Annotated in this window: 12 protein-coding genes; 3 read left to right on the top strand and 9 right to left on the bottom strand. The window is 67.6% G+C overall.

The window, feature by feature from the left end; translation table 11 throughout:
* Positions 1-194 precede the first annotated feature (194 nt).
* Positions 195-467, top strand: a complete 273-nt coding sequence (locus tag FS845_RS15405) for a bacterioferritin-associated ferredoxin (RefSeq protein WP_260986299.1) — start codon at positions 195-197, stop codon at positions 465-467.
* A gap of 98 nt (positions 468-565) precedes the next feature.
* Here FS845_RS15405 and FS845_RS15400 read toward each other — a convergent pair whose 3' ends face one another.
* Positions 566-1,456 carry a LysR family transcriptional regulator gene (locus tag FS845_RS15400; protein WP_144636850.1) on the bottom strand — a complete coding sequence of 297 codons (891 nt, stop codon included), beginning with the start codon at positions 1,454-1,456 and terminating at the stop codon, positions 566-568.
* 123 nt (positions 1,457-1,579) lie between these two features.
* Between FS845_RS15400 and FS845_RS15395 the strand changes: the two genes are divergently transcribed.
* Entirely contained in the window at positions 1,580-2,488 is a 909-nt protein-coding gene (locus tag FS845_RS15395; protein WP_144636849.1) for a DMT family transporter, read from the top strand.
* A gap of 376 nt (positions 2,489-2,864) precedes the next feature.
* Positions 2,865-3,341, top strand: coding sequence for a bacterioferritin (gene bfr, locus FS845_RS15390; RefSeq protein ID WP_144636848.1), 477 nt, complete (start codon positions 2,865-2,867; stop codon positions 3,339-3,341).
* Positions 3,342-3,466: 125 nt separating this feature from the next.
* On the opposite strand, the gene FS845_RS15385 is transcribed toward bfr, so the two are convergent.
* From FS845_RS15385 to FS845_RS15350, 8 genes are all read right to left on the bottom strand, one after another.
* Positions 3,467-4,192 (bottom strand): hypothetical protein, encoded by a 726-nt coding sequence (locus tag FS845_RS15385; RefSeq protein ID WP_144636847.1) that lies wholly within the window; start codon positions 4,190-4,192, stop codon positions 3,467-3,469.
* A 29-nt stretch (positions 4,193-4,221) separates the two neighbouring features.
* Positions 4,222-5,829, bottom strand: coding sequence for a peptide chain release factor 3 (locus FS845_RS15380; protein ID WP_144636846.1), 1,608 nt, complete (start codon positions 5,827-5,829; stop codon positions 4,222-4,224).
* Positions 5,830-5,873: 44 nt separating this feature from the next.
* The gene (locus tag FS845_RS15375; protein WP_144636845.1) at positions 5,874-6,503 is read right to left on the bottom strand and encodes a LysE family transporter; all 630 of its coding nucleotides are present in this window, start codon (positions 6,501-6,503) and stop codon (positions 5,874-5,876) included.
* 31 nt (positions 6,504-6,534) lie between these two features.
* On the bottom strand, positions 6,535-8,085 hold the full coding sequence (locus FS845_RS15370) for a DEAD/DEAH box helicase (protein ID WP_144636844.1): 1,551 nt from the start codon (positions 8,083-8,085) through the stop codon (positions 6,535-6,537).
* 362 nt (positions 8,086-8,447) lie between these two features.
* Complete coding sequence (locus FS845_RS15365; protein ID WP_144636843.1) at positions 8,448-10,199, bottom strand: dipeptide ABC transporter ATP-binding protein; 1,752 nt, start codon at positions 10,197-10,199, stop codon at positions 8,448-8,450.
* Positions 10,200-10,209: 10 nt separating this feature from the next.
* A complete protein-coding gene (locus FS845_RS15360) occupies positions 10,210-11,130 on the bottom strand; it encodes an ABC transporter permease (protein WP_144636841.1) in 921 nt (306 codons plus the stop codon).
* Positions 11,131-11,142: 12 nt separating this feature from the next.
* Positions 11,143-12,114 (bottom strand): ABC transporter permease, encoded by a 972-nt coding sequence (locus tag FS845_RS15355; protein ID WP_144636839.1) that lies wholly within the window; start codon positions 12,112-12,114, stop codon positions 11,143-11,145.
* A gap of 85 nt (positions 12,115-12,199) precedes the next feature.
* Entirely contained in the window at positions 12,200-13,801 is a 1,602-nt protein-coding gene (locus FS845_RS15350) for an ABC transporter substrate-binding protein (protein ID WP_144636837.1), read from the bottom strand.
* Positions 13,802-13,892 lie beyond the last annotated feature (91 nt).

Raw genomic sequence — 13,892 nt, 5'->3', positions numbered from 1 at the left:
GCCGGGGCCTCGACGGACGGTTTGAAAAGGCGATTCGTGGAAATGCTGCTCGCGCGCGGCGCGGGCCCGCCTTTTTAGCACGGCCAGGCGCAAGCGGCCCTGCGCAGGGGGCGGTTTGCCGCCCGTTGCCGTCGCGCCACCCCGATTTTGCGCAGTACTTGCGCACACGAGAACAATTGACGATAATTATTCTCATGTATATTTGTGTCTGCAACGCTGTCACCGAACGCCAAGTCCGCGCCTGCGTGGACGCGGGCGCGACGTCGCTTGGCGACCTGCAATTCGAACTGGGCGTCGCCTCGTGCTGCGGTTGCTGTGCCGCCACCGCGGCCGAGTACCTGCCGGGGGGCCGCTGTTCCACCGTCTGCGACGTACGTTCGATTGCCGTTCCGGTGAACATGCCCACGGTCCGGGTCGAGAACGACCAGCCGGCCGCCAACACCGGCGCCGTCTCCCAGGCCGCCTGATCGTCCCGGGCTCGGGTCGGGCCGCCCTGCCGCGTCACGTTCCTCGCGGCCCTCCATTCCTGGCTCCGCGCCGTCTTTGTCCCTGTATTTTCGTGTGATCAGGCCGCCATGGCCGCGCCGCGCGTCGCCGTGTCGACCAGGCGTGCGGTCGACACCACCTCCTCGCAGAAATCCCGCATCGACTGCGCCAGAAGACGCGCGGCGGTGGACGCCGCTGGGCTCAGGCACAACGCCAGCTCGCTGGGCGCGGGCCGCGGCAGCAGCTCGTCGCAGGTCCGCATGGCCGGCGTGATGCAGCGCCGGTCCATCAACCCGAGGCCCAATCCGCCCTCCAGCGCCGCCTGCACCCCGCCCATGTGCGGGCTTTCGTAGGCGATGCGCCAGCGCTTGCCGGCGCTTTCCAGGGTGTGGATGGCGCGGTTGCGATACATGCAGCCTTGCGGAAACGTCACCAGCGGCACCGGGTCGGGCAGCACGTGCGGCCAGTCCAGGCCGCCCAGCCAGCTCAGGCGCTCCGGCCAGGCCGCTACGCAATCACCCGCGCCCGGCTCGCGTTTGAACAACGCCAGGTCCAGCTCGCCGCGCTCCAGGCTGCGCGACAGGACGGCGCTGAGATCGCAGCGCATCGTCACGCGCACGGCCGGATGCGCGCGGGCGAAGCCGGCCACCAGTCCCGTCAGGCGTTCCACCGCGAAGTCGTCCGGCACGCCGACCCGCACCATGTCGACGCCCCGGGCGCCGCTGACTGCCTCGCGGATTTCGGTTGAAAGCGCCAGCATGCGGCGCGCGTAGCCCAGCAGGCGCTCGCCGTCCTCGGTCAGCCGCACCTGGCGGCCCTCGCGGATGAAGAGCGCGCACCCCAGCGCCGCCTCCAGCTTGCGGATCTGCTGGCTGACAGTGGATTGCGTGCGGTGCACGCGTTCGCCGGCCCGCGTGAAGCCGCCGGCATCCACGACGGAAACGAAGCTGTGCAGCAAGTCGAGGTCCATACCAAGCCTATCCAGTGGAATTTCAAATACTTTTGATCCGAATAAAGAATTTGTCAATGGATGAGGGCCGGCGCAGAATGCCCCTCACAGTCGCCGTTGCGCCTATCTCCACGCTCACTCTCCATGAAATCCACGCTTGCACTGCCCGCCAGCGCTGCGCCGTCCGGCGAGCGGCCCACCGCATGGGGATCCATCGCCCTGTTCTGCCTGCTGTGGAGCTCGGCGTTCGCGTCGGCCAAGATCGCCCTGCAGGACTGTCCGCCGCTGACGCTGCTGACCGTGCGGTTCCTGATCGCCGGCCTGCTCATGCTGGGCATGGCGGCCATCACGGGCGGACTGCGCCGCATTCCCGCGGTCGAGCTGTTGTGCCTGGCGGGCCTGGGCGTGCTGAACAACGCCTTCTACCTGGGGTTCAGCTGGAGCGGCATGGCGACGGTGTCGTCCGCGTTCACGGCGGTGCTGATCAGCACCAACCCCTTGTTGATCGGCCTGCTGGCCGGGCCGGTGCTGGGCGAGAAACTGGGCTGGCGCAAGCTGCTGGGCCTTTGCCTGGGTTTGCTGGGCGTGATGCTGGTGCTGCGCTCGCGCCTGGTGGGCATGCATGAAGACCTGCAGGGCACGCTGCACGTGGTGATGGGGCTATTGGGCCTGGTGGCCGGCACGCTGGCGTACAAGCGCCTGAAGCCGCGTGCGAACCTGTGGAGCGCGACCGCGGTGCAATCGCTGGCGGCCTCCGTGGTGCTGCTGCCGTTCGCGCTGCACTACGAATCGCTCGACCAGGTGCACCTGAGCGCCAGCCTGTTCTGGAGCATGGCCTACACCATCGTGGCGGTCTCGATGGGCAGCTATGCCCTGTGGTTTACCATCCTGAGCCGAAACAGCGCCACGTCGGCCAGCGCGCTGCATTTCCTGATGCCCCCGCTGGGCCTGCTGTTCGGCTGGGCCGTGCTGGGCGAGCCCGTGTCGTGGATGGACATGGCCGGCATCGTGCCCATCGCCTTCGGGATCTGGCTGGCCACGCGCCGCGGCTGACCATGGCATCGGCCTCGCGGGCCTGGTGCCCGTGCGGGGCATTGTTGCCTGAGGCCAACACGGCTGTCATCTTCATGGCATGCGCGCTCGCGGCGACGCGTACCGCGTCAACCGGGCCGCCAAGGCCGCCAAATCCGCGCGAAACCAGGGCGTGCGCGGTCCGCCGGCCTGCGTGACACCGTGCCCGGAGATGCGGGCTGTCGCGCACGCATACTCATTCTCATTCGATTCCCGTTTCCGTATTGCACTCGCAAAGCCGTTTACCAAATGCAGGCAAAGGGTAGTCGCAGCCCATTGCGCGGTGTTAGCCTTCGTGCATTCGCATGAGAATGGCGCCAATTGCCGCGGGCATGCGCATGAATACAAGGAGTTCATCATGAAAGGCGATAAGACGGTCATCCAGTTCCTGAACAAGCAGCTCACCAACGAACTGACTGCCATCAACCAGTACTTCCTGCATGCGCGCATGCTGAACCACTGGGGGTTGAACAAGCTCGGCAAGCACGAGTACGAAGAGTCCATCGGCGAAATGAAGCATGCCGACCGCCTGATCGAACGAATCTTCATGCTCGACGGCCTGCCCAACCTGCAGGACCTGCACAAGCTGCTGATCGGCGAAGACGTGCCGGAACTGCTGGCCTGTGACCTGAAGCTGGAAACCGCGGCCCAGGCTACGGTGAAGGACGCCATCGCGTACTGCGAGTCGGTGCGCGACTACGTGTCGCGCGATCTGTTCCAGGACATCCTGGACGACACCGAAGAACACATCGACTACCTGGAGACCCAGATCGGCCTGATCGATCAGGTGGGCCTGCAGAACTACCTGCAAAGCCAGATGGAAGTCGCCGGCTGAGCCATGGCCGGACAGCCGCCGTGCGAATACGGCGGCCAGCAAGCAAAAAGGGCGCGGATATCCGCGCCCTTTTCGTCATTCGATCGAATCGTGCGCCGGGCGCGCGATCCGTCATGCCTGGTGGCCTAGGGCCGGTTCGGGCACTCGGGAATGGCGCCCCATGCGCGGTTGGGCGCACAGTACTTGTTGCGGGCGTTCCAGGAGCAGGTGGGGCGTTCGAAGAACCCGCGGTCCGCGCACTGCGCCAGTTCGCTGCGCAGCGCTTCCTGCCAATGGCCGGGGTTGTTCTGCGGCACGCTGGGCTGCGCTGGCTGGCCCATGGCCGCGGGCGCCGAAGCCTGGCCCATGGCGGGCTGGTTCATGGACACGCCGGGGGCGGGACGGATCGGGGTGGCCGCGGGCTGTTGCGCCGTGGGCTGCACGCCGGTGCCCTGGTTGCCCAGCGACTGCAGGTCCAGCGTGGTGACGTCGGATCCGGTGCTGGGCAGCGGCACGTCGGAATTGGCGGCCAGCTGGCGGGCCTCTTCCTGCGAGACGTTGGTACGCGAGATCTGCACCGCCGGGTCGGTGACGGTGTCGAACAGCGACACGGTGGGAATGGCCCAATCGGAGCCGGCAGGCTTCTCGGGCACGCCCAACGAGCCGTCCACGCGCGGCTGCGGAGGCTGCGCCACGTAGGGACGGCCGTTGGCATCCAGCACGGGTTGCTGGGCGGCCTCGGTTTCTTCCTGCCCGGGAGCGGGCGTGGCCTGCGGAGCATGCGCCACCAGCCAATCACCCAGTTGGATGCCTCCGAAGGCGGCCGCGCCGACCGCCAGCAGTAGCACCGCGAACAATACACGCCACGACATTGATACCCTCTACCGCCTGCCTGGGCAGGCTAGACCTTGTCTGCGAAGACCTTGCCGCCATGCTCGCGCATGGCGTGGAATTTAACGTTTGGATACAGCTCTTCGGCCACGCGCAGCTGAGCCGCAGAGCCGATCAGGAAGGCCACCGCATCGACCACATCATAGGCGATATGGGCGGCATTGGCATCCATGAACTTGCGCAGCGCCTTGGGGTCGTCCGAGGTGATCCAGCGCGCCATGTTATAGCGCGAAGGCATCATCCGGGCGTCCACGCCGTACTCGGCCTTCAGCCGGTGCGCCACCACTTCGAACTGCAGCTGGCCCACCGCGCCCAGCAGCAGCGCGCCGCCGGCCGCCTCGGGGCGGAACACCTGGATGGCGCCCTCTTCGCCCAACTGCGTCAGGCCGATGCGCAACTGCTTGGTACGCAATGGATCTTTGACCTCGACCGCCTGGAAGAGTTCAGGGGCGAAGAACGGCAGGCCGGTGAAGCGCAGCGCTTCGCCTTCCGTCAGCACGTCCCCCAATTGAAGCACGCCGTGGTTGGGGATGCCGATGACGTCCCCGGCATAGGCCTCGTCCAGCAGTTCGCGGCGCTGGGACAGGAACGACACCACGTTGTTGGGGCGCATTTCCTTGTTGGTGCGGGCGACCTTCAGGCGCATGCCGCGCTCGAAGCGGCCCGAGCTGACGCGCACGAACGCCACGCGGTCTCGGTGTGCCGGGTCCATGTTGGCCTGCACCTTGAACACCACGCCCGTGAACTTGGGCTCCTCGGGCTGCACGGTGCGTTCCATGGCCTCGCGCGCGCCCGGCGGGGGCGCCTGCTCGACCAGCGCGTCCAGCACTTCCTGCACGCCGAAGTTGTTGATGGCCGAGCCGAAGAACACCGGCGTCTGCTTGCCGGCCAGGAAGGCCGCGCTGTCGAAGGCGGGCGCCGCCTCGGTGATGAGGTCGATCTCGCCGCTGGCCTGCTCGAAGGCCGAGCCGAAGCGTTCCGCGATCTCGGGATTCTTCAGGCCCTGGATGATGTCATCGTCGTCCGACCGGCGTTCCTGGCCCGGACGGAACAGGCGCATGCGGTCGCGGCGGATGTCGAACACGCCGCCGAAAGCCTTGCCCATGCCGACCGGCCAGGAGAACGGCACGGCGTCCATGCCCAGGTGGGATTCGATCTCGGCCAGCAGGTCCAGCGGCTCGCGCACCTCGCGGTCCATCTTGTTGATGAACGTGATGATCGGCGTGTTGCGCGCGCGGCAGACCTGCAGCAGGCGGATGGTCTGCGGCTCGACGCCGTTGGCGGCGTCGATCACCATCAGTGCCGCGTCAACGGCGGTCAGCACGCGGTACGTGTCTTCGGAGAAGTCCTGGTGGCCCGGGGTGTCCAGCAGGTTGATGACGCAGTCGCGATATTCCATCTGCATCACCGACGAGGCCACCGAGATGCCGCGCTGCTTCTCGATCTCCATCCAGTCGGACGAGGCGTGGCGCGAGGCCTTGCGGGCCTTCACGCTGCCGGCGATCTGGATGGCGCCTGCGAACAGCAGCAGCTTCTCGGTCAGCGTGGTCTTGCCCGCGTCCGGGTGCGAAATGATGGCGAAGGTGCGTCGCCGCGCGACTTCTTGGGTGATCGTCATGGTGCGGGGATTTTACAAGCGGCGCCCGAAGGCGCCGTGTCCACTCAGGTATGGCGGCGGAACGTGGCCAGCACGACGCCGGCCAGGATGAACAGCGATCCGAAGATGCGGTTCATCAGGCGGATGTGGCGCGCGCTGCGCAGCAGGCGCAGCACCTTGGCGGCCAGCAGCGTGTAGACGCCCATGGCCACCAGGTCGGTGAAGGCCAGCGTGCCGGCGATGGCCATGTACTGCGCCGTCAGCGGCATCGCGGGGTCGACGAACTGCGGCACCACTGCCATCAGGAACACCGTGCCCTTGGGGTTGGTGATGTTGATGAGCATGCCGCGCACGACCAGCTCGCGGATCGACGCACGGCCCGGATCGCCGCCGTCGACCGCCACGGGGGCCGCGTCGGTGCGGATCTGGCGTACGCCGAGATAGATCAGGTAGGCCACGCCCAGGTACTTCACCACCGCGAAGGCGGTCTCGGACGTGGCCAGCAACGCGCCCAGCCCCACCGCCACGATCATGAACTGGATCAGGATGCCCAGGATCAGGCCTGCCGTGTTCCAGTATCCGCGCGAGAAGCCGTACTTCAACCCCGACGACATGGCCGAGATGGCCCCGGCGCCGGGCGAGAAGGAAATGGCCCAGGAGGCGACGAAGAAGGTCAACCAGGTCGACAGCGGCATGGCGGGTGCGAGGCGTGGAGGATGGGCGAGTTTACTTGCCCAGCAGCACGCCCGCACGTGGGGCGCCGGCCGGACGCGAACCGCCGTTGCGCGGCGCGCCGCCTTCGGGGCGGTGCGAACCCTGCGGGCGGAGGGCATCTCGGTGGCCGCCATCCCGGCGTTCGCCGGTGGGCTGACGGTCGCCGTTGCGCGGCTGCGCGGCGCGAGCGGGTTGCGGCGCGCGGCCGTTGCCGGCGCCCTGGCCCTGTCCACGGCCGCCGGCGTTGCCTTGGCTGGTACGGTTGCCCTGGCCGGCGCGGGCACCGTTGCCCTGGCCGCCGCGTCCGCCGTTGCCGCCGCGATTGCCGGCGCCCTGGCCCGGGCGGCGGCCGCCGCCACGCGGGCGGTCGTCGTCGTCGCGGTCGTCCTCGGGCTCATCGGCGGCGCTGCGCGCGGGCGGCACCCAGCCCGTCACGGGCTTGCGTTCGATGGTCTTGCTGATCAGGCGCTCGATGGCCTTCAGCAGCTTGATCTCGCTGTCGTCGACCAGCGAGATCGCCGATCCCGTGGCGCCCGCGCGGCCGGTGCGGCCGATGCGGTGCACGTAGTCCTCGGGGACGTTGGGCAGTTCGAAGTTGATCACCAGCGGCAGCTGGTCGATGTCCAGGCCGCGAGCGGCGATGTCGGTGGCCACCAGCACGGCGACGCTGCCGTCCTTGAAGCCCGACAGCGCACGGGTGCGGGCCGACTGGCTCTTGTTGCCGTGGATCGCGGCGGCCGACAGGCCGTCTTTCACCAGCTTCTCGGCCAGGCGGTTGGCGCCGTGCTTGGTGCGCGTGAACACCAGCACCTGGTGCCAGCCGTTCTCGCTGACCAGGTGGCTGACCAGGTCGCGCTTCTGCGACTGCGGCACTGCGTGCACGGTCTGCGTGACCAGCTCCGTGGCGGTATTGCGCGGCGTGACCGAGACTTCGCCCGGATTGTTCAGCACGCCGCGGGCCAGCGTGCGGATCTCGTCCGAGAACGTGGCCGAGAACAGCAGGTTCTGGCGCTGCTTGGGCAGCAGGGCCAGCACCTTGCGGATGTCGCGGATGAAGCCCATGTCCAGCATGCGGTCGGCTTCGTCCAGCACCAGGATCTCGACGCCCGACAGGTCGATCGTGCGTTGGCCGGCGTGGTCCAGCAGGCGGCCGGGGGTGGCCACCAGGATGTCCAGCGGCTTCTTCAGCGCGCTGATCTGCGGGTTGATGTTGACGCCGCCGAACATCACCATGGCCGACAGGCCAGTGTATTTGCCGTAGGTCTGCACCGATTCGGCGACCTGGGCGGTCAGCTCGCGGGTGGGCGTGAGGATCAGGCAGCGCGGGCGGCCGGGCTTCTTCAGCGTGGGCTTGGTCTGCGTCAGGCGTTGCAGGATGGGCAGCGTGAAGCCGGCGGTCTTGCCGGTGCCGGTCTGCGCGGCGGCCAGCAGGTCGCCACCCTTGAGCACCTGCGGAATGGCCTGTGCCTGGATGGGGGTCGGAGCGGTATAGCCGGTCTCGGCGATCGCGCGCAACAGCGAATCGACCAGTCCGAGGTCGGCGAAGGAAACAGTGGTAGTCAAGACAACTCCAGCGGCAAGCCTGTCGCTCGAGTTGAGTGACACCAATCCAGGCATGCAAATGAGGAGAAAGGGGGCAGGACCCGCCGGGTATGTAGGGCGGCGGAAGCCCCGGCGCTAGGCGGCAAGATTGCGCCCGCGGCGGCGTGCTGATTGGGATAGCACGCGGGGCATTGTAGCTGATCCGTGGGTGGGAGCCGCGCGTGTGGCGAAGATGTCACGCGCGATGTGAAATCGGGCGTGGCATGTGGAACGGAAAGGCCCCACCGAATCCTGTCGTTGTTGGGCTGGATCGATCCAGCCATTGGCCCCTGGCCAGCCGGCATGGACACCCTTCCGCGGAGGTGGGGGCGGTTTGAAGGTGCCTAGCGGTCTGGCGGCGCCGCCCCCGCCGATTCGATCTCCAACCCCTCCCGCGACATCGCCTGCAGTTTCGGCATCAGCCCCAGCAGATGCTTCGAGTACTCGTGCTGCGGCGTGCGGAACAGGGTTTCCGTGTCCGCCACCTCCAGCAACTGGCCGTGCCGCATCACGCCGACGCGGTCGCACATCTGGCGGATCACGGGCAGGTCGTGGCTGATGAACAGCATGGTCAGGCGCAGCTGTTCCTGCAGGTCCTTCAGCAGGTTCAGGATCTGCGCCTGGATGGATACGTCCAGCGCGGAGGTGGGCTCGTCGCAGATCAGGAAGCGCGGGCGCGTGGCCAGGGCGCGGGCGATGCAGATGCGCTGCCGCTGGCCGCCCGAGAATTCGTGTGGATAGCGTTGCGCGGCCTGCGCGCCCAGGCCCACCACTTCGAGCAGATCGGCCACGATGCGGCGTGTCTGGGCCTCGTCGTCGGCCAGGCGGTGGAAGCGGATCGGCTCGGCCACGATGTCCAGCACGCGCATGCGCGGGTTGACTGACGAATACGGGTCCTGGAACACCATCTGGATCTGGCGCCGGAAGGGATTCAGCGCCTTCTCGCCGCGCAGCGCGGTTAGGTTGGTGCCGGCGAAGCTGACCGCGCCGCTGCTGGGCGTGTACAGGCCCGCGATCAGCCGCGCCACGGTGGACTTGCCCGAGCCCGACTCGCCCACCAGGCCGAAGACCTCGCCTTCGGCGATGGACAGGTCCAGCTGCTTCACGGCATCGAGCGTGCGGCGGTTGCGCTTGAGGAACGCGTTGCGCAGCACGAAGCGCATGCCCAGGTTCTGTGCCTGCACCAGCGGGCCGTCCTGGGCGTCGCCGAAATCCCGCCGCTGCCCCAGCCAGTGCGTGGCGAGGTCCAGCGGCGCGGCGGGCGTGCGCACGTCCTCGATGTAGGTCACCAGGGGAAAGCGCCGCAGCTTTACGTCGGGCCGCGGCACGGCCGAGATCAGGCTGCGCGTGTAGGGATGGTCGGGGTCGCCCAGGATCTTGGCGGTGGGGCCCTGCTCGACCAGGTGGCCGCGGTACAGCACCGCGACGCGGTCGGTCACGTCGGCGATCACGCCCATGTCGTGCGTGATGATGATCATGCCGACCTGCTTCTCTTTGCACAGCTTGCGCAGCAGGTCGAGGATCTGCGCCTGGATGGACACGTCCAGCGCGGTGGTGGGTTCGTCGGCGATGATGACGTCGGGCTCGCAGCACAGCGCCAGCGCGATCACGACGCGCTGCCGCATGCCGCCCGAGAACTGGTGCGGATACTGCTTCACGCGCAGCTCGGGATTGTCGATGCCCACCTGCTTCAACAGGTCGACGGCGCGGCGGCGCCCATCGGCATGCGATACGCCCAGGTGCACCTGCATGGTCTCGACCAACTGGCTCTCCACCGTCTGCAAGGGGTCCAGCGAGGTCAGCGGGTCCTGGAAGATCATGCCGATGCGGCGGCCGCGCACCTTGCGCTGCTCGTGCGGCGGCAGCGTGTCGATGCGCCGGCCTTCCAGGCGCACCTGGCCGCCGGTCAGCCGGCCAGGCGCTTCGAGCAGGCCGATGACGGCGTTGCCGATGGTGGACTTGCCGGCGCCGGACTCACCCACCACGCCGAGGATTTCGCCGGGCTCCAGCGCCAGCGTGATGCCGTCCACCGCGACGTGGTTGCCACGCCGGCTGGGGAATTCGATGCGGATGGCGTCGATGTCGAGCAGGGCCATGGCGTCGTCCTCAGCGCAGCTTGGGGTTGAGCGCGTCGCGCAGCCAGTCGCCCAGCAGGTTCACCGACAGCACCAGCGCCACCAGCGCCACGCCCGGGAAGATCGAGATCCACCACATGCCCGAGAACAGGTAGCTGTTGCCGATGCGGATCAGCGTGCCCAGCGACGGCGCGGTGGGCGGCACGCCCACGCCCAGGAACGACAGCGTGGCCTCGGTGATGATGGCCACGGCCAGGTGGATGGTGGCGATCACCAGCACCGGTCCCATCACGTTGGGCAGGATGTGGCGGCGCAGGATAGTGATGGGCCCGATGCCGATCAGCCGGGCCGCCTGCACGTATTCCTTGTTGCGTTCGACCAGCGTGGAGCCGCGCACCGTGCGCGCATACTGGACCCAGCCCGAGATGCCGATGGCGAAGATCAGCACGTACATCGCGAGCTGGTCGTGCATGTCGCGCGGCAGCAGGCCGCGGGCCACGCCGTCGACCAGCAGGGCGATCAGGATGGCCGGGAACGACAGCTGCACGTCGGCGATGCGCATGATGATGCTGTCCACGCGGCCGCCCGCATAGCCGCTGATCAGGCCCAGCGACACGCCCAGCACCATGGCGAACAGCACCGAGGCCACGCCCACCGTCAGCGACACGCGCGCGCCGTACAGAATGGCCGAGAACACGTCGCGGCCCTGGTCGTCGGTGCCCAGCAGGAAGTCGGCGTTGCCCTCGGAATTCCAGGAGGGCGGCGTGTTGGCGTCCATGATGCTCAGCGACGCCAGGTCGAACGGATTGTGCGGCGCCACGATGGGGGCCAGCACCGCGCCGGCCACGATCAGCAGCGTGACGACGGCCGAGACGATGGCGCCGGGCGAACGCCGGAAGCTGTGCCAGAGGTCGCTGTCGGCGGCGCGGGAGAACAGCAGGGTGAGGCTCATGCGCGTCCTTGGTTATCGGCTCTGCACGCGCAGTCGCGGGTCGACGGCAAAGTACAGCAGGTCCACGATCAGGTTGATCACGACGAAGAAGAAGGCGATCAGCACGAGGTACGCGGCCATTACCGGAATGTCGACGGCGCCGATGGCCTGGATGAACAGCAGGCCCATGCCCGGCCACTGGAACACGGTCTCGGTGATGATGGAGAACGCGATGATCGAGCCCAGCTGCAGGCCCGTGATGGTGATGACGGGCACCATGGTGTTCTTCAGCGCGTGGCGGAAGTTGATCAGCCGCTCGGGCAGGCCGCGCGCGCGGGCAAATTTGATGAAGTCGGTACGCAGCACTTCCAGCATCTCGGCGCGCACCAGCCGCATGATCAGCGTCATCTGGAACAGCGCCAGCGTGATGGCCGGCATGATCAGCGCGGCCAGGCCCGAGGGCGTCAACAGGCCCGTGGTCCATCCGCCGATGGCGATGACCTCGCCGCGTCCGAAGCTGGGCAGCCAGCGCAGCTGGACGCCGAACACCAGAATCAGCAGGATGCCGATCAGGAAGGTCGGCAGCGAGATGCCGGCCAGCGACAGCGCCATGAAGGCCTTGGCCAGCACGCCGCGGCGGCGCAGCGCTGTGTAGATGCCCATGGGAATGCCGAAGGCCAGGGCCATCAGCGCCGATACGAAGGACAGCTCCAGCGTGGCGGGCAGGCGTTCCTCGATCAGGCCGCTGACGGGCCGGCGCTGGCGGTACGAGATGCCGAAGTCGCCTTCCAGCGCATTGCCCACGAAGCGGGCGAACTGCACGGCGAACGGGTCGTTCAGGCCCAGGTCGTCGCGCAGCTGGGCGCGCTGCGCCTCGGTGGTGTCCTGGCCCACCATGCCGGCGATGGGGTCGCCCACGTAGCGGAACATCGAGAAGGCGATCAGCGCGACCACCAGCATGACGATCAGCGACTGCAGCAGTCGTCGCGCGATGAAGGAAAGCATGTGCGGAGGGCCTCGGGGCCGTGCGCCGCGGGGCGCGAGTTGAAGGACATCGGGGCGGCGCGCCGGCCGCCCCAGGGGCGACGCGTCAGGGCATCACGACGTTGCGCAGGTCGAGCACGTCGTCGGCGCGCTGGATGACCTGGATGTTGTCCTTCACGCCCCACGACATGGGCTGCTGGTGCAGCGGCAGGTAGCCGAAGTCCTTGCGCACGATCTCGAAGGCCTGCTTGATCATCTCGTTGCGCTTGGCCTGGTCGGTCTCGGTGCCGACCTTGGTGGTCAGCTCGTCGACTTCCTTGTTGCAGTAGCCGCCCAGGTTGAACTGGCCGCTGGCGGTCTTCGAATCGCGGCAGGCCGCCAGGTTCAGCAGCGCATTGTGCGCGTCGGTTGAACTGGGCGTCCAGCCCAGCATGTACATGCTGGTCTCGTTGCCGGCCTGCAGCAGCACCTTGGCGAAGTACTTGGACTTGCTCTGCGCCAGCAGGTTGATCTTGATGCCCACGCGCGCCAGCATGCCGGCCACGGCCTGGCAGACCTTCTCGTCGTTGACGTAGCGGTCGTTGGGGCAGTCCAGCGTCACCGTGAATCCCTTGGGATAGCCGGCTTCGGCCAGGAGCTTCTTGGCGCGCTCGGGATCGGGCTTGATCGGCGCGCCGTACGAGTCGGCATAGCCGTTGATGGCGGTGGCCACCAGCGAGCCCAGCGGCTTGGCCGCGCCGCGCATGATCTTGGCGTTGATGGCGGCGGTGTCCACCGCCAGCACCACGGCCTCGCGCACCTTGGGATCCTTGAACGGGTTCTTGCCCTTCACGTCGGAGAACAGCAGCTCGTCGCGCGCCTGGTCCATGCCGATGAAGATGGCGCGGGCCTCGGGGGCGGTCAGCGGCTTCACGCCGGGGGCGTCCTCCAGTCGTTGCCAGTCCTGCACGGGCACGGGCTGCACGATGTCCATTTCGCCCGAGATCAGCGCGGCCACGCGCGTGGCTTCCTGCGCGATGGGCTGGAAGATGACCTCGTCGACGTTGGTCTTGACCTTCTTGTCCCAGTAGTCGGGAAAGCGCTTGAGCACCGTCTTCACGTCGGGCTGGCGCTCGGTCACCATGAATGGGCCGGTGCCGTTGGTATGCAGGTTGGCGTAGTTGCCCTGCCCGCCCTTCACGTTGGTGGCCTCGGTGGCGTTGTTCTTCTCCGACCACGACTTGCTCATGATGAACAGGAACGACCACTCGCGCGGCAGGATGGGGTTGGGCGTGGGCGTGATGACCTCGACGGTGTGGTCGTCGATCTTGCGCACGTCCTTGGCCTTGGCGCCGTAGCCCTTCATGTCCGAGCCTGGCGTCAGGCTGCGCTTCCACGAGAAGATCACGTCGTCGGCGGTGAAGGGCGAACCGTCATGGAACTTCACGCCCTGGCGCAGCTTGAAGATCCACTTGGTGGGCTCGGGGTTCTCCCAGCTTTCGGCCAGCACGGGCACCAGTTTCAGGTTGCCGTCGTAGCCGGCCAGCGTTTCGTAGATGTTGCCCTGGAAACCCAGCGTGAACGTCTCGTTCAGCGCCATCGGGTCCAGCGACGTGGCGTCGCCCTGGTAGGCCCAGTGCAGGGTGCGGGCGGTGGCGCCCGCGGAGAATGCCGAGGCCGCGAGGGCCAGGGCCAATGCCGAGATCTTTACTGCGGGTTTGATGCGCATAGCCCTAGTGCTCCGTACGGTGCGCGCGGTGGCGCGGCAGAACTGACAGGGCCCCGTTCCCCGATCGAGATCATCAGGCCGGGGCATGGCT

It is taken from the genome of Bordetella genomosp. 13 (assembly GCF_007679965.1).
GTDB lineage: Bacteria > Pseudomonadota > Gammaproteobacteria > Burkholderiales > Burkholderiaceae_B > Bordetella.
The sequence above is the reverse complement of the archived record's forward strand: the minus strand, read 5'-3'. Positions and strand labels throughout refer to the sequence as shown.